Below are 16,200 nucleotides of genomic sequence, written 5' to 3' on the forward strand. Positions count from 1 at the left end.
AGTTCGCCACTCCGATGGGCGTGGCCGGATGCGCCCAGCCACTCCGCACGCGACGCTGGTGGAAAGCCAGCGTTCTCGCTCGTCGACGCTGGAGACGTCGACACACGGGAGCCGTGAGGCCATGGGCCGGTGCAAAGAACGTTTGCTTGGCGCCCTGGTCCTGGTCGGTGTCCTGGCAGTGTCGGCATGCGACTCCCACGGCGACATCCTGGTGCCGGGTAGCAGCGACAGTGCTGCTCTCGACGGGCCGACTGAAGCCAAGGTCAAAAAGGTCGTGCGCCGGTTCCAGGACACCAACCGCACCCCGGGTGTCCTGGTCGGCATCTGGAGCCCGAAGGGAACCTTCGTCAGTGCCACTGGCGTCGCCGACCTTGCGACCGGGGCGCCCCTCCGAGCGGACATGCAGTTCAAGATCGCGAGCCAGACGAAGACATTCACGGCCGACCTCGTACTGCAGCTGGTGGGAGAGGGGAAGGTCGCCCTTGACGACCACATCTCCAAATGGGTGACGGGCGTGCCCAACGGGGACCAGATCACGATCCGGCAGCTCCTCAACCACACCAGCGGCCTCGCAGACGGCTTCACGACGCCCACCGTCCAGGGGAAGGTGACCACCGGCTGCACCGTCACGGAGCTCCTCTCGGCCGAGGCGAAGTTTCCCCCTGTCGCACCTCCCGGCACCAAGTGGTCGTACAGCAACTACGGTTACAACCTGCTCGGCCGTGTCGTGGAGCTGGCCGGCGGCCAGGATCTGAGCACCGCGGTCCAGCAGCGCATCGCCCGACCGCTCGGACTCCGTCGCACCCTGCTCCCGACGTCGGGGAACGGCCTCAGCAAGCCCTTCACACACGGGTACGGGCTGGGAGATGTGGGTCCCACGCAGGCACCCACCACTTCCGATGATGCGACAGCCCTTCCGGCGTCATGCCTCTGGGCGCACGGAAGCATGGTCTCGACCCTCTCGGACATGCGGCGCTGGTCCCGTGCCTTGGCGACCGGTGCACTGCTCAAGCCGGAGGTCTGGGCCGAGGCGACCAAGAACCCGATCCCCTTCGTCTTCGCGGGGCACTACAACGGGCCCGGTAAGTGGCGATACGGACTGGGATTCGTCGAGTCCGGCGGGTTCATCGGCGGAGAAGGCAGTTTCGCCGGCTACGAGTCCACCGCCATGTACTCGCCCGCCCGTCAGACGGCGATCGAGGTGGTGTCCACCAAAAATCCCAACGCCATCACGCCTCCGCCGACGTTCCAGGCTCTCGCCATGACGGTCTACGGCACCGATATCGGCTTCGGCCTTACACCCGAACAGGCGCTCGCACCCACGTTCACAGGGGCGGAGGGATAGCCGAACAACCCGGCCGAAGAGTAGGCGCGGCCGGGCGGGGAGTCTGCGACAGCCCAGAAGGCGACGGGCAATTCCGCGATTCGCCTCACGGGTCTTCGCCATGGCCGAGCACGTCGCTGGGCAGTTACGACACCCTTCCCCTTCTGAACAGCGCGTCCTCGAACGGGTCGTCGATACGATCGCCGTCCTCAGTGACAGCGCCGTAGTACCGAGCCCCATCTGCGATGCCTCCCGGCAACGTCATCGAGACCGACACTGACTCCTGTCCTCTCGCCGCTACCGCCCTCGCGCCGGGCAGCAGGGTCACCAGCTGACCACCGCAGCAGACTCTTCCTGCGTGGGTGCCCGCATCGGTCTCTCAGCGAGTGCGGGCGAGGAAGACGTCGGTGACCTGGAGTACGTCGATTCCGCCGCCGTGGGCGTCGAGCAGGCGGCCGGCCTCGGCAAGCGCCTGTTCGCGGTGATCGTCGGGCAGAATGCGATAGGCGGACAGGGACGAGAGGTAGCCGAGGTAGCGGTCGGTGTCGTACCGCAGATCCTCCCGGAACCGGACCGAACGCAGGTCGGTGAAGCGGCCGTCTCGGCGGCACTCGGTATCCGGCCAGGCCTGGTCCCAGTTCCCGGGCTCGCCGCCGGCGATGTCGGAAGCCAGGAAGCGGTGCGGCGACCCGGTAATCCCGTGACGGTCGCCGATGCCGGCGAGTTCGGCGCGTAATCCGGCGTCATGTACGCCGTGCGGGTTTCTGACCAGCGCGACGGCACTGCCAGGTGCGAGCGCGGCGTGGACCAGGCCCCAGCGCCGGTCATGGTCCAGAAAATTCCAGGCGGAGGCGGCGAACAGCAACCCGTAGCGCCGGCTGCCCGGCTGCCACTGCTCGAAGTCGCCGACCTCGACTCGGACGTTCGGATACCCGGCGACATTGCGCCGCAGCACCTCGGCCATGCGCGCGTCGGGCTCGACGCACACCAGCGGAATCCCCAGCGCGGCGAACGGCACAGTGGCCTTCCCGGTACCCGCGCCGACTTCCACAGCTGCACGGTCCCCGAGTGCCGCGTACTCCAGCACCTCCGTGACCATCGTGTCCGCGTAGCCGGGGCGGGAGGCATCGTACAGCTCGGCCACCTCACCGAATACCTTGCTACGGGCCGCGTTGACGTGTCTCTCTGAGGCCATGAGCGTCCCTCGACTTCTTGATCGGCAGGCGGTCACCCTACCGACCAGGACCCTTCGCAGACGACCGCCTCAGTAGCCGCCCGCTTGCTGCGGACAGCGTCCCGCGATTCGATCCGCGGAGACCGGTCGACACCAGGGTGCGGCGAAAACGGGGCCACAAGGCCCTCACTCGTTGTGAAGACAACAGCTGCTTACGGGGCCTTGGTTGACCACGATCGCGGCTGTGCTGACGCGGCGGAGACGCCCATGCAGTCATGCGGCGCATCCGGGGTAGGGGCCGCGCTCCGCCCATGCCCGCCTGGGAGGGGTGCTTCCTCTGTATCCGGCCGACATAACCCAGCAGTTATTGAACAAGGGAGTTGGCGAAAACCGCCACCCTGTGGCGCTCGGTCACTCCGGCCCTGGCAACGAGAATGCACAGCATCGCCCGCGCGGCGATGGTGTCCGTGATGTTCTCCCGCGCAGTCAACAAGGCGCGGGTCGTCACCCCCTGGGCCGGGGAGGGCCGACCTCACGCACTCGCGCCGCCCGGCCAGTGTCCGGCCGAACCCGGTACGGTCGACCGCCAGTGCGTCGGGCCCCTGCCGGCCCATCGTCCGGACCACGGGGTTCGACCGCCAACCAGATGCCCTTGAAAGTGACCCTGTCATGGCGGTGCGGGGCGTCCTGCGGCGAGCAGCACACGAGCTGCCCGATCATGCCTGAGTGCAGCATCAGGACGCCCACGCGGCCCGCAGCCCCTTTCCCGCGCGTGCGGAGAGCAGGCAAAAACCCCGCCGAGCCGGACATCAGCCCACCTCCGGCTCAGGCTCGGCGTACTTCACGCCCAGCACCTTCCATAGGATCTTGAGACCCTCGGGGCAGGATCTTGGACCACTTGCTGCTGTCAGGCATCGGCACGTCCATGTAGCGACAGCCGTCGGGCAGCCCGACCCGGCGGGGATGGCCCCGTCGCCGTCATCTGCGACGGCGACGGGTACTAGATCACCAGTCCTGTGGTCTCCGCCGTGGTGCCGCAGGCATCGCACCTCACCAGTACAGCCATGGGTCACAGACCTCCGTTCGCGACGAGCGCGTTGATACCGACGACGTCGTAGGTAGTGAACTTGCCCCCATTGGCAGCCGATTGGTAGCCGCCCGACGGCCCGGGGGTCATGACCGGCACGGCGCGCCCGGCCGGGACCTTGAAGGTCTTCGGGTGGTCCAGGCCGATCGAGTGCCCGATCTCATGAGTGATCGTGTTCTTGATGTCGGCCGTGTTCTTGACCGGGTCGGTGCTGATCCAGTGCGAGTTGGACCAGTACTCCGGGGTGATCCAGATGTCCCCACCCCAGGCGAAGCGCTGCGCCGAGACGGAGGCGTTGGTCCAGGACATGCCGGAGACGTTGCTCTTCCGCAGCACAAGGTTGATGTGGTACTTGCTCGGCGAGGCCGAGGGGCGCAGCGCGCCGGTCGGCTCGGTCAGCGGAGCCAGCGTGCTGCTCACGGCGAAGTGGATGCCCGCCGCCTTGACGGACGCCAGCGAGTTCAGCTGCGCTGCCGTCGCCGACGCGTAGGGGGTCAGGCGGGTCCGGCTCGCCGCATCCCGGAACTCCAGCGTGTAGGTCACGCCGTGGGGCAGCGCGTTGAGGTGGTAGGTGGTGGTGCCGATCGTCACGTTCTCGGTGAGCCAGCCGGTGCCGCCGGTGGTGCCGACGGCCCCGATCACCACGGCCGCTGCGATGTTGCTGATCATTTCCCGCTCCTTGATCCATGTGCCATGTCGGCGATCACGCTGTGCGGGTCCTCGCCCCCCACGAACATACTTTGATATCACCGGAGTCGGTGACCATCCGGCCGAACAGGGCGATGCCAACGAAGTGCCGGGTGTCCGCCATCTCCTTGGCGCGAGCCTTGGTGTCCTCGCCCTTAAGACGATGTCCTGTGTGGTGAGTCGGATGAGTCCTTTGTCGCAGCAGAGTGCATCTGCCCAAGGAAGGCCGGCTAGTTGCGGGGTTGGCGTTCGTAGCGGGGGCTGAGTCTGCGGCAGCCGGTCAGCGAGGACAATGGCCCGCTCGATGACCCAACTGCGGCGCCCTTACCGTTCGCTGGACTCGATGCCCTTACGGGCGATGCGCACGCCGATGCGCTTGCCCCATAACCATTTCCGCAGGTGAGGGACGTCGTGTAGGCCTTGTCCGCGGGGAGGCATTGGGGCTTGAAGTGGCTTCCTCGGTAGGGTCCTGTCGCGTTTGGTGGCCCTCGACCATGGTCTTCAGCGCGAGGCTGTCGTGGACGTTCGCGGCGGAGAGACCGACGAGAAGAGACAGTCCGTTCGCGTCCGACAGGACGTGCGTCTTGGTACCCGGCCAGCCCCGGTCCACAAGGCTCGCAGGACAGCCGCCAGCTGGACCGCAGGCCCTGGTCACACCTCTGAGCGGGCTCCTCGCCGGCTTCGGCGACGGACTCGACGACGACACGGCGCGACTCGCCCTCGGCGTGCCCGCCCTTGCAGGTGAAGACTGATGTGAACCGCTGACGATCACCTCCCGAGACGTCGCGGCCGGTCTCGTACTGGGATCACCGGTGACCTCTACCACGCGACAGCCCCCGAACTTCGCCGGACGGTGGACAACCTCACCCTGCTGCCGGGCAACTACCGGACCTGACCGATCTGGAGTTCTGCGACTCCAGCGGCGTCACCACTCTGCCGCCCGCCCGCAAGCTGGTTGCCGAACAAGGCGGTGACATAGCCCTGGCTGCGGTGCCCGCCACCACCGTCCGGATCTTCCGCCTCATCGGCTTGGACCGCGTCCTCACCATCCATCCAGACGCCTCAGCGGCCACCACCCCAGCTCCGCGGCGTGCTGACACCCGGCCCTCGGGAGCACCCAGCTTCGAATTGGACACATCCAGACCAGCGGCTGGAGCGTATGGGTCTACGGAGGCTGCCCCGGGTGCGTGATGACCAGCTGCTGATCTGCCTCAACGTACGGGGGCAAGTACGACCGGGCAGGAACACCGCGCCAGGCAGGGGCTTCCTCGCTGTTCGGCCGCCCCTCTCGGGCTCGCTCCCAGGATCCTCAGGGACGTGGTCCGTCATCCAGACCGGACACCGCAAGCATGTCCGCGTCAAGTGCGGCCGGGCGTCGGCCGGGGCGCCAGGATGAGTACGGTCCCTTCGGACTGCGGCCAGGGCGGGAGCACGTCCGGCCGGAACGGGGACGGCTATGGGGCGGCTGGTCCCCGGCTTCGGTCACTCTCGTCCTGGACCAGGAGGGAGAGCAGGGAGGCGACGGGCAGGCCGGCTTCCGCCGGGTGGCGCAGCACCTTGTCCGCCCTGATGCGATAGATGTTGGTGCGTCCTTCGCGGGTGTGGGAGAGGTAGCCGTCCTGTTCAAGGTCGGCGATGATCCGCTGGACGGCCCGCTCGGTGAGCCGGCAGTGGACGGCGATGTCGCGGATCCGCACGGTCGGGTCGTCAGCGATGGCTGCCAGAACGCGGGCGTGGTTGGTGATGAACGTCCACCCGATGCGGGCCTCAGCTTCTCCGATCATGCCTTGCATTTTAGGGGATGGAACGGTTTTGCCAGCACCCGGATTCATGACATAGTTTTCGCGCATCGCGTGACATGGTTTCACGCATCGATCGACGCGGTTCTGTAGGGGAAGCGGGCTGGGAGGCCGAGAATGCCGTGGGACGAAGCCATCATCACAGGACCTGTCGGCGACACCGCCGCCAACAGCGCGTGTCCTCCTGACTCGGGTGCGGGCTCCGGTGGCGCAGCCGCGCAGGCCGGGGCGACGCAGTACGCGCTGCCAGGCGCCTGGGTGGTGGTGGCCGCCGGCGAGTACGACATAGACACGATCACTCCCCTGTCGGCAGCACTGTCCGCGGCGGCCGCCGAGCACCCGAGGGTGATCCTGGACGCCTCTGGCGTCACCTTCGCCGACTCTTCGTTCCTGAACATGCTGATCCTCGTGCACCAGAAGACCGACCTGCGCGTGGCCGCGCCCGGAACGCAACTGCGGCGCCTCCTGGACCTGACCGGCATGAACGCCGTCCTCCAGATCCGCGCAACGGTGGAGGAAGCCGCTATCTCCTGACGGCCGCCCCACCGAGCAACCCAGTACAGCTCATATCGACTGACGATGCGTGCCCGGCCAGTCCTGGGCGAGCATGCCCCTGCGGAGCATGGTGATACCAGCGGCCACCAGCGCGGAGATCGCGCGGGCCGCGGCCTGAACGAGCGCTACGTCCACGGCAGGGAAAGTCGCGGCATACCCCAGCACAACCAACCGTCTCTCTGGTGAGTCGTACTGGGCAGCGCGAGGATGCGTACGCCGGGTGCCATATGGGTGTTCCGCTCCTGGTCCCGCCGGTGTCACGGCCAAGGGCTCCTTCTCCTTGGGCGCCCGCGCTCTCGGCACGGACGCGAGCGGCGCCTGGCTCGGCGACGCGTTCCCGCGCTGATCCCGCACCACCCCTCACGCGCCTTCTTCTCCGCCTACGTCAGGACAGCCATGGCTTCCCGTTCCCTTCCCCGACGCCGCAGACGGCTGGTCCTGGCCACCGGTATCGCCCTGGTCAGCGGTGCCGTGCTGGTTCCCGTCGCCAACGCCGCCTCCCCGGCCGCGACGATCACCGCCACGACCGCCACCACGCCCAGCACCAAGCGCCTGCACGACGACTTCAACGGCGACGGCTACCCCGACCTGGCGATCGGCGCGCCTGGCACCACGTTGAACGGGCAGACGAAGGCGGGGGCCGTCAGCGTGCTGTACGGCTCGTCCAGCGGGCTGTCGACATCGCACAAACAGTTGCTGACCTGGTCGAGCCGGTCAACGACGCAGCCACAGACGCGCTACGGCAGCGATCTGCAGAGCGGCGACATCGACCGCGACGGCTACGCCGATCTGTTGTCGCTCGTGGACATGTCGCCGATCAGCGGCTACGACGGACGTTTCCTGGCCGTCAACTGGGGTGGCCCCAAGGGGCTGTCCGCCACGCCGACCCTGCTGAGAAACGTGCCGGCGAACTCCCGCGGAGCCTTCGTGGTCGCCGACGTTGATGGGGACAAGAACCCGGACGTGGCGGTGTCGGGCGACGACTACGGCGACGAGAGCACGCCGGGCGACGGCTCGGTGCTGCACGGCCCGTTCCAGCGGGACGGCGGCAGCGCGAGGACGACCCGGTACACCCTCTTCCCCGGTGAGGAGTGGTACGCCATCGCGATGGCCGCCGGTGACGTGACCGGCGACGGCGTTGCCGATCTGGCCATCAGCGCCAGGCAGCAGGACGGCGAGATCGGCACCGGTGGCGTCGCCCTGCTGGTGGGCGGTCCTTCCGGGTTCACGTACAAGGGCCTCCTCAAGGACGCCCAGGGCCGGCTCATCCGCGGCGAGGACGTCGAGATCGGCGACCTCGACAAGGACGGTCACGCCGAGATCGTCGTCGGCCACTCCGCCGACGGCACCGACTACGACGTCGGCCTCCCGGTCAAGGGCGGTGCGATCGCCGTCGTCCACGGCGGCCCGAACGGCGTGTCCACCACCCGCAAGCCGGTGTGGATCAACCAGGACACCGCGGGCGTACCCGGCGTGGGAGAGTGGCATGACGGCATGGGCTCCGGCCTGTCGATCGGCGACACCAACGGCGACGGCTACCCCGACGTGGTGACCGGCCTGCCCGGCGAGGACTTCGACGGCCTCACCGACGCCGGCACCGTGCTCGTGCTGCGCGGCAGCGCGAACGGTCTGACCACCACCGGCATCAAGTCGTTCAGCCAGAACACCGCCGGGGTGACCGGCTCGGCCGAGAAGCTGGACCGTTTCGGCAGCGAGACCGCCCTCGTCGACGCCAACGGCGACAAGAAGGAAGGCCTGGTCGTCGGCGACTGGGCGGAGAACGCGAACAACGGTGCCGCGTGGGTCTTCTCAGCCACCTCGAGCGGCATCACCGCGAGCGGTTCCTTCTCGTTCGGCTCGTCCACCATGGGCCTGCCCGCGACCGGGGCCCAGTTCGGAGCCTCGGTGGCCGACTGAAGGCGACCACATCCCCGTAAGAACGCAAGCCTCCCTCCTACCCACACATCAGGTGACGCTCGGAGAGGGTTAGTTGGTGTGCGGGATTGTGTTTGGCAGTCGGGAGCCGGAAAGGGGCACCGGAGCGGGGGACCGCTCGGCAGCCCCCTTCGGACACCTCCCGGTGCAACTCGCGCCCGTCGTGGGCTCCCGTGCAGCCCGGAACGCGCGAACGTGCACAGCTTGTATGCCGGAACAGCGGCCACAAGGTCCTGGTTCCAAGGTCGCTGTCGGGGTAGGTCCATCGGCCGATACTCGCCCTGCCCACCGAGGTGGATCATGAGGGCTGTTGGTTCGAGCTGAGGAGGAGCCGTGCGGGCCGAACAGGTGGACTGGGTTGAAGTCCCGTCCGGATTGTTGCATCGGGGTACGCCGATTGACGAGGTGGCGGAGGTGGCCCACGTATATGCCGACACCGGGGTGCCAGTGGAGTGGTACCAAAAGGAAGTCCCGCGCGCAGAGATCCCCCTGCCGGCATTTCGGATCGCCCGCACCCAGGTCACGGTCGGCCAGTGGTCACTCTTCGCGGCAGCTACCGGCAGGCCGCTCCCCCAGGCGCCGGCAGACCATCCGGTCATCGGGGTCACCTGGGACGCGGCGACGGCCTACTGCCAATGGCTTGGGGAGCAGCTCGGCGGCCTGGAGGTGCGGCTGCCCACGGAGGACGAGTGGGAGCGCGCTGCCCGTGGCGACGACGCCCGGGAGTTTCCTTGGGGTGCGCAGTACCGCACCGGCCTGGCCAATCTGGTGGACCTGGGAATCTGCACCACGATGCCGGTCGGCTCATTTCCCGAAGGCGCAAGCGCTTTCGGGGTATTGGACATGGCCGGCAACGCCGACGAGTGGACCTCCACCCTCTACGCCCCCTACCCGGGTGCTCCCGCCGGGGTGCCGGACACCGAGGACTGGGCATTCGATCCGCACGTCACTCGAGGCGGGGCGTTCCGCCACGACCGCGATCTGGCCCGGTGCGCCCGTCGACACGGCGCCTACGAGCAAGATCTGGCGGCGATCGGCGTGGGCATTCGCCTGGCGGCACCGACCGGGTAGCACTCTTCCAGTCGAGGAAATCCAGTCATAGCCGACGGACATCGACGTGTCCCGGCCCAGTGGACGTGGGCACCAGGGCGCTAAAGGCCATCATCCTGCGATGCCCCCTGCCGGAGCGACCGCTTCGCCCCAAAAAAATGCGGCCGATCTCATGACCTGCCACCACGTCCTTGACCTGTGAGAACTGTTAGCCAGAGTCCGTGGATGTTGACGAAAGACTCTAGACGTGACCGGGCAGTACAGACCCGGCCAAGGTCGTTGGCCGTCGGTGTGGTTGCTGTACGTTCTGCTGTACTGCTGGCCCTGGGACTGACCGGTGTGCGGCGGTAGAGCGGTGAGCGTAGGCAGCCGCGGAGGGCTGGCAGTGGTGGGTACAGCAGCTGAGGGACTGGAGACGCTCCGCACCGGACTGGTGGAGCCGCCCATCGCTCTTGACTGGCAGGTGGCCGTAACCCTGACGCCGAAGCCGACCGATGGCTGAGGGCGAATGTTGAGCTGGACTATGGAGTCACTGACGGGCCTGTCGGTGCGGGACACGCTGCCGTCATGAATCACGCATGATGATCTCTTCACGCGGGAGGCGGTCGAGGTGCGGCCATTCAACTGATGCGGAATGCACCGCCACGGGGGACAGTGGAACGGAGGGCCGTGGGCCGGGCGGCAGTACCTTGCGGGGCACAGGACCCCGAAGGGGTGTATGGCGATCGCGTTGAATGAGACGGATTCCGTCGAGCTGTGCCGCATTGTCTGGGAACGGGTCCATGCGTCTGAGGAAAGCGGCCGCGTGTGACCGGGCCGGGAGGGCGCCGGAGAGAATCCGGGCGCTGAGCACTCACGGACCTCCTGCATTTCCCCATCGGGAGCACGAGAGGACGGAATCGTTCATGAGCTCCTTCACCACCACCGACGACACTCGCATCTACTACAAGGACTGGGGCACCGGCCGGCCCGTCGTGTTCAGCCACGGCTGGCCGCTGAACTCCGACGCGTGGGACGACCAGCTGCACCTGGTCGCGCGGAACGGCTACCGCGCGATCGCGCACGACAGGAGGGGCGGCGGCCGGTCGGACCAGCCGTGGGACGGCAACGACCTTGACACCTACGCCGATGATCTCGCGCAGCTGATCGAAAAACTGAACCTGCGGGACGTGGTTCTCGTGGGCCACTCCACCGGCGGCGGCGAGGTGACCCGCTACGTCGGCAGACACGGCACGTCCCGGGTGTCGAAGGTGCTCCTGCTGAGCGCCATCCCCCCGCTCATGCTGAAAACACCGGACAACCCCGAAGGCCTGCCCATCGAGGTGTTCGACGACATCCGCAACGGCCTCCTCGCCGACCGTTCGCAGTTCTACGAGAACCTGAGCGCGAACTTCTAAGGGGCCAACCGCGAGGGCTCCCAGGTGTCGCAAGGCGTCCGGGACATGTTCTGGATGTGGAGCATGCAGGTGGGTATGAAGGGGGCCTACGACTGCGTCGAGGCCTTCTCCGAGACCGACCTGACCGATGACCTGGGGCTCATTGACGTCCCGACACTGATCGTGCACGGTGACGACGACCAGATCGTCCCGCTCGTCGCGGCAGGCAAGAAGTCCGTCGGACTCGTCAAGGGCGCGGAGCTCAAGGTGTACGAGGGCGCACCCCACGGTCTGATGGCGGTGCCCCCGTTCAAGGACAGGTTCAACACCGACCTGCTGAAGTTCATCGCCGCCTGAGCCACGGCACAGCGGAGGGACTGCGGAGTGGCCTTGAGCGACGGAACGGCGGCGCTGGAGTCCTCCGCCTGACATCCGATGCAATGTACGGGACGGCCGCTGGCCGACGTCAGAGGACGAACGCGAGACTCTGGTGGGTTCACAGTGCTGGTACACAGCTCCGCGGGACTCTTCCGGCTCGCGCGCACAATCGGTGCGATGTGTGACAGGCGTCGAGTCCTTCAGATGAGCCATGCTCGAAGGCGTTCGCTCAGCTGGACATCGTGCGGCAGCCGCTCGAGCTCTTGTGTGTCGACATCCACGCCCTTTCGCCTGAGGGTGTCGGCCAGCGAACCCCAGTGATCGGCCGCCATTTGCGCTGGTGTCTTACCGTCGAACGGTTCGTCCGGCCCGACCACCATCCGGGCGGTCCTGTCGATGTCCTCGGCCGAAGTCTCCGCTCGGATGTTGGCTGGGCCCGACGAACTCCAGCCGCGATCGTCGAGCAGTACCAGACTTCGGCCGTCGGCGAGTACGGCCACAAGTCGTGCCGACACCGACAGCTGCCGAGCACCAGTGGCACCGACGTCCAGATCAGCGTGAGTGATCAAGCGGGTCACATCGGTCATGCCGTCCTCTTCTCGGTTCATCAGCACCTGGCCTGGTGGCCCGAATGTCCGCACGGACTGTCGCCACCGCGCCCAGGCCCGCCGGCCTCACCACGAGCGGGGGTGAGATCGTGGGTCGAGCCCGGCTCCAGGGAGTGGTCCGGAGGGGAAATCCGTCCGGGACGGTGATGACGCGCACGTTTCCCCGTGCTGCTTGATGTTCCGAGTACCGGAGTCGATCTGCCAGTCCTCTGCGGAGCCGCACGAGAGTGGCTGCCGACGCTCACCGACACGAGCTGCGTCGGCATCCACGCTCCCGCGAAACGTCTCCCCCACAGCCAACCCGCCGAAGAACACACACGTACAACGCCATCCGGACCGCCCTGCGGGCAATAGGCGAAGGTGACTTGTGTGAGTCTCGTGCTCCCCGCAGCCCCCAGCCCCTGGTCGACTGCGCTGCGGAGGCAGGTGCCCAGCCGACCGGACTGTCGGCCTGACCCGACCCCGGTCAGCGTTTGATGCCTACGCCCGCCAGTAGGCCGATCTGGGCGTCTGCGGGCTCCGTCCCGTCGGCGGGCCCGGCGGGCCGCCAGCGGTGGCAGCAGCAGAGGCCGGGGTCGACCAGATCGAGCCCGTCGAAGAAGCGGTTGACTTCCTTGTGTGAACGGAACTGCACGGGAGTCCCTGAGCTGGTGTAGACCTCCGCGACCTTGTTCCAGGTGACGGGGTCGAAGTCGGGCGTGCAGTGGTTCATGGCGAGGGCGCTGCCGACCGGCAGCGAGTCGAGCAGCCGGCGGACGATGGCGTATGGGTCGTGCGGGGCGGTGATGAAATGCATGAGCGCGTTGAGGGAGAGGGCGATGGGCTGGTCGAAGTCCAGGACTTCCGAAGCCTGCACGGAGCTCATCAGCGCATCGGGGTCCTTGATATCGGCCTCGATATAGGTCGTGCGTCCCTGCGTCGTGCTGCGCATGAGGCGTTCGGCGTACTTGAGAACCAGGGGGTCGTTGTCGGCGTAGATGACGCGGGCCTCGGGCACCACGGACTGGGCGACCTGGTGCAGGTTTGGCTCGGTCGGGATGCCGGTGCCGATGTCGAGCCACTGGCGGATGCCGTGCTCCTGCGCCAGGACACGCGTGGCCCGGTGCATGAACGCCCGGTTCTCGCGGGCAGTCACGAAGAGGCCGGGGTGGGCCTCGGCTGCGACCAGAGCCGCTTCCTTGTCGATCTCGAAGTGGTCCTTGCCACCGAGGAAGTAGTCGTACATCCGGGCCGAGTGCGGCCTGCTCGTGTCGAGATCCCGGCCAGCCTGCCTGGTGGTCATGTTCTCCCCTTCATGCGTGTGTCTGTCGGCCCGCAGGCCAGGAACGGGACCGGTGTCGTCGTCCCTTCTGCCCGCCGCCGGTTCACCCGGCGGTCAAGTGATCGGCCATGCCCTCTTTGACCCCGCGGACGAATGCGGCGATCTCCTCAGGCGCGTAGATCAGCGCCGGCCCGGCCGGGTCGGTCGACTGCCGTACGGCCACGCGGCCGTCGGCCAGTTTCTTCGTCTCGACGCACTGACCGCCGTTCGGCCCGCTCCAGGGACGCTCCCAGCCCTGTTCCCCGAGATCGCGGGCCGACATACCGTTGTAGACGCCCTTGTCGGTGATCGTCACGAGTACTCCTTGCGCATGCGGTTCAAGAGCGCCCTGCTGTCCTCGGACGACGTCAGCAGCGCCATACGGGAATGCGCCTCGAGATGGGCGACCACGTCCGCGCGCTGGTCCAGGTAGACGGATGCAGACAGCAATTCGCTGTAGACGACGTCGGGTAGCTCGGGCTCCTCGAACCGGAAATACGTGAACGGGGCGCACGCCCCGACATGCGCACCCGCGGCGAAGGGCACGATGTCGATGCTGATGTGCTCGAGCTCGGACAGGTCCAGGAGCCGCTCGATCTGCTCCCGCATCACGTCAGGGCTGCCCACCGCCCGGTGCAGGACGGCTTCCTCCATGACCACCCACAATGTGGGGGCATCCTCCCGCTCCAGCAGGCTCTGGCGGTGCAGCCGCAGCTCCACACGGCGCGTGAGTTCCTCCTCGCTGCCGTTCGGCAACCCGCCGAGCAGCACGGCGCGGGCGTAGTCGGGAGTCTGCAGCAGGCCGGTGACGTACTGGGGTTCATAGGTGCGCAGGGTCTTGGCACCGGTCTCCAGGCTGACGTAGGCGGTGAACCAGCTGGGAACGGCGTCGCGGTAGGAGTGCCACCAGCCAGGCTCGTTGGCCTGCTCGGCCAGGTCGACGAACTCGTCGATCTCCTGTCGGTCCGCGCCGAAGGTCTCCAGGAGCTTTTCTACGTAGAGAGGCTTCAGAGCGACCTCGGCCTTCTCCAGCCGGCGGATCGTCAGGGTCGTCACGCGCAGTGCTTTTGCCGCATCCTCCAGCGAGGCTCCGGCGCCGAGCCGCATTTCCTGCAGCCGGCGGCCGAGGATCATGCGCAGGACTGTCGGTGCGCTGGTGCTGGAACGGGCTTCACTCACGCCCAACCTCCTGAGGGTTCATCAACAGCGCCATTGTGACAGTGACTTGGTGAAGACGCCAGGGCGATACCCGTGCTGCTGAAATTATCAGGGAGTCGGTTGCAGCGTGAGGGGGACGACGCGCATAGTTGGCATGTGAGCGGTCGAGTCACAGCTCTGACGCAGCATCCGGCCCGGACGACGGGACCCGCGATGCTGATGTCGTCGTCGGCGTCCCAACCCAGGGGGCCTGCCGCGGCACATGCCTCTCACCTCTCGGGCCGCAGCCCGCATCCCACACCGCACCTGCCCCCGAAAGGCACTGGAAGGCGAACTCCGTGACTCTGCCCATGCCCTCAGCCCCGGCCTCGACCCCCGCCTTAGCCGCGACCGTGCCGTGTCGGGAGTACTGGTTCGGCCTGCCCGCCCTGCGCACCAGCGCGAGATCCGCCCGCGACACCGTGCGCGACCGGCTCCGTTCCTGGAAGGTGCCCGGTGACAGATGCTGCGACGCGGTGCTGCTGGTCTCCGAGCTGACTACGAACGCTGTACTCCACACCGACAGTGGTCATGTCCTGTGTGGCCTCACGCTGACCGGCGACGAGCGGCGCCTGCGTATCGAACTCCACGACGACGGCCGCACACCGGTCAGGCCGTCCGCTCTCCTCGCCGGCTCCGGCGAGGAGAGCGGGCGAGGCTTGTTCCTCGTTCAGCAACTCGCGGACCGCTGGGGCTCCGCACGATCGACGCGGGCCGAAGGCAACTTCGTCTGGGCAGAGTTGACAGCCTACCCCTGAAGCCATGGGCGCCCGCCCGTGCCGAATACGGCAGCCCGCCCCGGCAGCGACAGCCCGGATACACGTGGACAGGCCCGGTCTGCTGCAACAGCAGACCGATTCCCCGTCCAACGGCAGAGACCGCAGTCGGCACCGCACGGCCCCGCTGCTGCGTCCCCTTCGCACGGCGAGGAGTCCCTTCTCCTCGATGCAGCTACAGAAGGCGCCCATGACCCCCCACGGTGAAACCACATCCCCCGTCGTGCTGTACGTATGCGCCGACCGAGCCCCGGGCGCGCCCGGGGCAGCCACGCAGCGCGCACAGACAGAAGGCCACGCGTTTGCCCAGGAGCGCGGACTGACGATCGCCGAGGTCGTCACCGACACGTACGGTGAGCCCGACCCGGCCCAGCGCAGAGGGTGGCGGCGTGTGAGACAGCTGGTAAAGACGGGCCACGTCACCGCCGTACTCGTCCGCTGGCCCAGTGCCATCGCGCCGGAGTCCGCGCACGAACTCCGGCACCGCGAGACCTCCTGGCTCCACGACCGCGGCGTGCGCATCAGATACACCTGGGCGCCCCTGTCATCGGGGAACGACGAGGCCCGGTGATCCTCGGCGATGTCCAGATCTTTGATTCACCTGGCCAGTCAAGCCTTCCCTTGATCGTGGACACCTGGAGACTGGGATCTGAGAGGTTCCGGAGGAAGTAGTGCCAGGTAGGAAGTAAGGACATGACGCGGCACTCGGACGAGTACGAGCGGGGCACGATCGAGCACGTTCGCCTGCCGACATGGCTGTGGTCCGGTCCCTGCGGCGCAGGCTCACCTACGCGGGTCAGCTGATGCAGCAGGTCGCGTCGCCGGTCGCCGCTGGAGACTCCGCCCACAAGACCGCATCAGCACTCGGCATCTCTCCGAGACCACCGATTCCACACAGCTGGCCGAGCAGAGAATGGTCTGTGTGGACCGAACAGGGGCCTCGGCGGACGGCCG

At 67.4% G+C, this 16,200-nt stretch carries 15 protein-coding genes and 2 pseudogenes; 8 read left to right on the forward strand and 9 right to left on the reverse strand.

Features of this window, described 5'->3' with window-relative positions; genetic code table 11:
• Positions 1–121: 121 nt before the first annotated feature.
• Positions 122–1,345 (forward strand): serine hydrolase domain-containing protein, encoded by a 1,224-nt coding sequence (locus OHS16_RS00480; protein ID WP_328535117.1) that lies wholly within the window; start codon positions 122–124, stop codon positions 1,343–1,345.
• Positions 1,346–1,703: 358 nt separating this feature from the next.
• Here OHS16_RS00480 and OHS16_RS00485 read toward each other — a convergent pair whose 3' ends face one another.
• The 3 genes and pseudogenes from OHS16_RS00485 to OHS16_RS00495 all read right to left on the reverse strand — a co-directional run.
• The gene (locus OHS16_RS00485) at positions 1,704–2,519 is read right to left on the reverse strand and encodes a class I SAM-dependent methyltransferase (RefSeq protein ID WP_328535118.1); all 816 of its coding nucleotides are present in this window, start codon (positions 2,517–2,519) and stop codon (positions 1,704–1,706) included.
• Positions 2,520–3,567: 1,048 nt separating this feature from the next.
• Positions 3,568–4,254 carry a hypothetical protein gene (locus OHS16_RS00490; RefSeq protein WP_328541058.1) on the reverse strand — a complete coding sequence of 229 codons (687 nt, stop codon included), beginning with the start codon at positions 4,252–4,254 and terminating at the stop codon, positions 3,568–3,570.
• Positions 4,255–4,443: 189 nt separating this feature from the next.
• A pseudogene (locus OHS16_RS00495) lies at positions 4,444–4,888 on the reverse strand (transposase); the annotation flags it as partial.
• 317 nt (positions 4,889–5,205) lie between these two features.
• Here OHS16_RS00495 and OHS16_RS00500 point away from each other — a divergent pair.
• Positions 5,206–5,463: an STAS domain-containing protein gene (locus tag OHS16_RS00500; protein ID WP_328540663.1), complete on the forward strand. Its 258-nt coding sequence runs from the start codon at positions 5,206–5,208 to the stop codon at positions 5,461–5,463.
• 263 nt (positions 5,464–5,726) lie between these two features.
• Here the strand turns inward: OHS16_RS00500 and OHS16_RS00505 are convergent, their stop codons facing one another.
• On the reverse strand, positions 5,727–6,056 hold the full coding sequence (locus OHS16_RS00505; protein ID WP_328535119.1) for a helix-turn-helix transcriptional regulator: 330 nt from the start codon (positions 6,054–6,056) through the stop codon (positions 5,727–5,729).
• 132 nt (positions 6,057–6,188) lie between these two features.
• On the opposite strand from OHS16_RS00505, the gene OHS16_RS00510 reads away from it, so the two are divergent.
• Positions 6,189–6,605 carry an STAS domain-containing protein gene (locus OHS16_RS00510; RefSeq protein ID WP_328535120.1) on the forward strand — a complete coding sequence of 139 codons (417 nt, stop codon included), beginning with the start codon at positions 6,189–6,191 and terminating at the stop codon, positions 6,603–6,605.
• Between the two features lie 30 nt (positions 6,606–6,635).
• Here OHS16_RS00510 and OHS16_RS00515 read toward each other — a convergent pair whose 3' ends face one another.
• Positions 6,636–6,761 carry a hypothetical protein gene (locus OHS16_RS00515; RefSeq protein WP_328535121.1) on the reverse strand — a complete coding sequence of 42 codons (126 nt, stop codon included), beginning with the start codon at positions 6,759–6,761 and terminating at the stop codon, positions 6,636–6,638.
• Between the two features lie 261 nt (positions 6,762–7,022).
• Here OHS16_RS00515 and OHS16_RS00520 point away from each other — a divergent pair, with 261 nt between their 5' ends.
• The 3 genes and pseudogenes from OHS16_RS00520 (at position 7,023) to OHS16_RS00530 (ending at position 11,344) form a co-directional block, all read left to right on the forward strand.
• On the forward strand, positions 7,023–8,543 hold the full coding sequence (locus OHS16_RS00520) for an FG-GAP-like repeat-containing protein (RefSeq protein ID WP_328535122.1): 1,521 nt from the start codon (positions 7,023–7,025) through the stop codon (positions 8,541–8,543).
• 351 nt (positions 8,544–8,894) lie between these two features.
• Complete coding sequence (locus OHS16_RS00525) at positions 8,895–9,632, forward strand: formylglycine-generating enzyme family protein (protein WP_328535123.1); 738 nt, start codon at positions 8,895–8,897, stop codon at positions 9,630–9,632.
• A gap of 884 nt (positions 9,633–10,516) precedes the next feature.
• Positions 10,517–11,344: pseudogene (locus tag OHS16_RS00530) on the forward strand (alpha/beta fold hydrolase).
• A gap of 221 nt (positions 11,345–11,565) precedes the next feature.
• Here the strand turns inward: OHS16_RS00530 and OHS16_RS00535 are convergent.
• From OHS16_RS00535 to OHS16_RS00550, 4 genes are all read right to left on the reverse strand, one after another.
• Positions 11,566–11,973, reverse strand: a complete 408-nt coding sequence (locus tag OHS16_RS00535) for a hypothetical protein (protein WP_328535124.1) — start codon at positions 11,971–11,973, stop codon at positions 11,566–11,568.
• A 466-nt stretch (positions 11,974–12,439) separates the two neighbouring features.
• On the reverse strand, positions 12,440–13,255 hold the full coding sequence (locus tag OHS16_RS00540) for an SAM-dependent methyltransferase (RefSeq protein WP_328535125.1): 816 nt from the start codon (positions 13,253–13,255) through the stop codon (positions 12,440–12,442).
• A gap of 82 nt (positions 13,256–13,337) precedes the next feature.
• Positions 13,338–13,556: a DUF397 domain-containing protein gene (locus tag OHS16_RS00545; protein ID WP_443042727.1), complete on the reverse strand. Its 219-nt coding sequence runs from the start codon at positions 13,554–13,556 to the stop codon at positions 13,338–13,340.
• Between the two features lie 29 nt (positions 13,557–13,585).
• Positions 13,586–14,452, reverse strand: coding sequence for a helix-turn-helix domain-containing protein (locus OHS16_RS00550; protein ID WP_328535127.1), 867 nt, complete (start codon positions 14,450–14,452; stop codon positions 13,586–13,588).
• Between the two features lie 371 nt (positions 14,453–14,823).
• Between OHS16_RS00550 and OHS16_RS00555 the strand changes: the two genes are divergently transcribed.
• Both OHS16_RS00555 and OHS16_RS00560 read left to right on the forward strand, forming a co-directional pair.
• Positions 14,824–15,228: an ATP-binding protein gene (locus OHS16_RS00555; RefSeq protein WP_328535128.1), complete on the forward strand. Its 405-nt coding sequence runs from the start codon at positions 14,824–14,826 to the stop codon at positions 15,226–15,228.
• A gap of 208 nt (positions 15,229–15,436) precedes the next feature.
• On the forward strand, positions 15,437–15,817 hold the full coding sequence (locus tag OHS16_RS00560) for a hypothetical protein (protein WP_328535129.1): 381 nt from the start codon (positions 15,437–15,439) through the stop codon (positions 15,815–15,817).
• Positions 15,818–16,200 lie beyond the last annotated feature (383 nt).

Origin of the sequence: Streptomyces sp. NBC_00344, assembly GCF_036088315.1 — a bacterium.
GTDB lineage: Bacteria > Actinomycetota > Actinomycetes > Streptomycetales > Streptomycetaceae > Streptomyces.

What these genes read in the sequence shown, in the direction of transcription:
- OHS16_RS00535 (WP_328535124.1), bottom strand. Translation starts at nt 11,973, where the DNA reads ATGAACCGAGAAGAGGACGGCATGACCGATGTGACCCGCTTGATCACT.
- OHS16_RS00545 (WP_443042727.1), bottom strand. Translation starts at nt 13,556, where the DNA reads ATGTCGGCCCGCGATCTCGGGGAACAGGGCTGGGAGCGTCCCTGGAGC.
- OHS16_RS00485 (WP_328535118.1), bottom strand. Translation starts at nt 2,519, where the DNA reads ATGGCCTCAGAGAGACACGTCAACGCGGCCCGTAGCAAGGTATTCGGT.
- OHS16_RS00540 (WP_328535125.1), bottom strand. Translation starts at nt 13,255, where the DNA reads ATGACCACCAGGCAGGCTGGCCGGGATCTCGACACGAGCAGGCCGCAC.
- OHS16_RS00505 (WP_328535119.1), bottom strand. Translation starts at nt 6,056, where the DNA reads ATGATCGGAGAAGCTGAGGCCCGCATCGGGTGGACGTTCATCACCAAC.
- OHS16_RS00490 (WP_328541058.1), bottom strand. Translation starts at nt 4,254, where the DNA reads ATGATCAGCAACATCGCAGCGGCCGTGGTGATCGGGGCCGTCGGCACC.
- OHS16_RS00560 (WP_328535129.1), top strand. Translation starts at nt 15,437, where the DNA reads ATGACCCCCCACGGTGAAACCACATCCCCCGTCGTGCTGTACGTATGC.
- OHS16_RS00480 (WP_328535117.1), top strand. Translation starts at nt 122, where the DNA reads ATGGGCCGGTGCAAAGAACGTTTGCTTGGCGCCCTGGTCCTGGTCGGT.
- OHS16_RS00520 (WP_328535122.1), top strand. Translation starts at nt 7,023, where the DNA reads ATGGCTTCCCGTTCCCTTCCCCGACGCCGCAGACGGCTGGTCCTGGCC.
- OHS16_RS00510 (WP_328535120.1), top strand. Translation starts at nt 6,189, where the DNA reads ATGCCGTGGGACGAAGCCATCATCACAGGACCTGTCGGCGACACCGCC.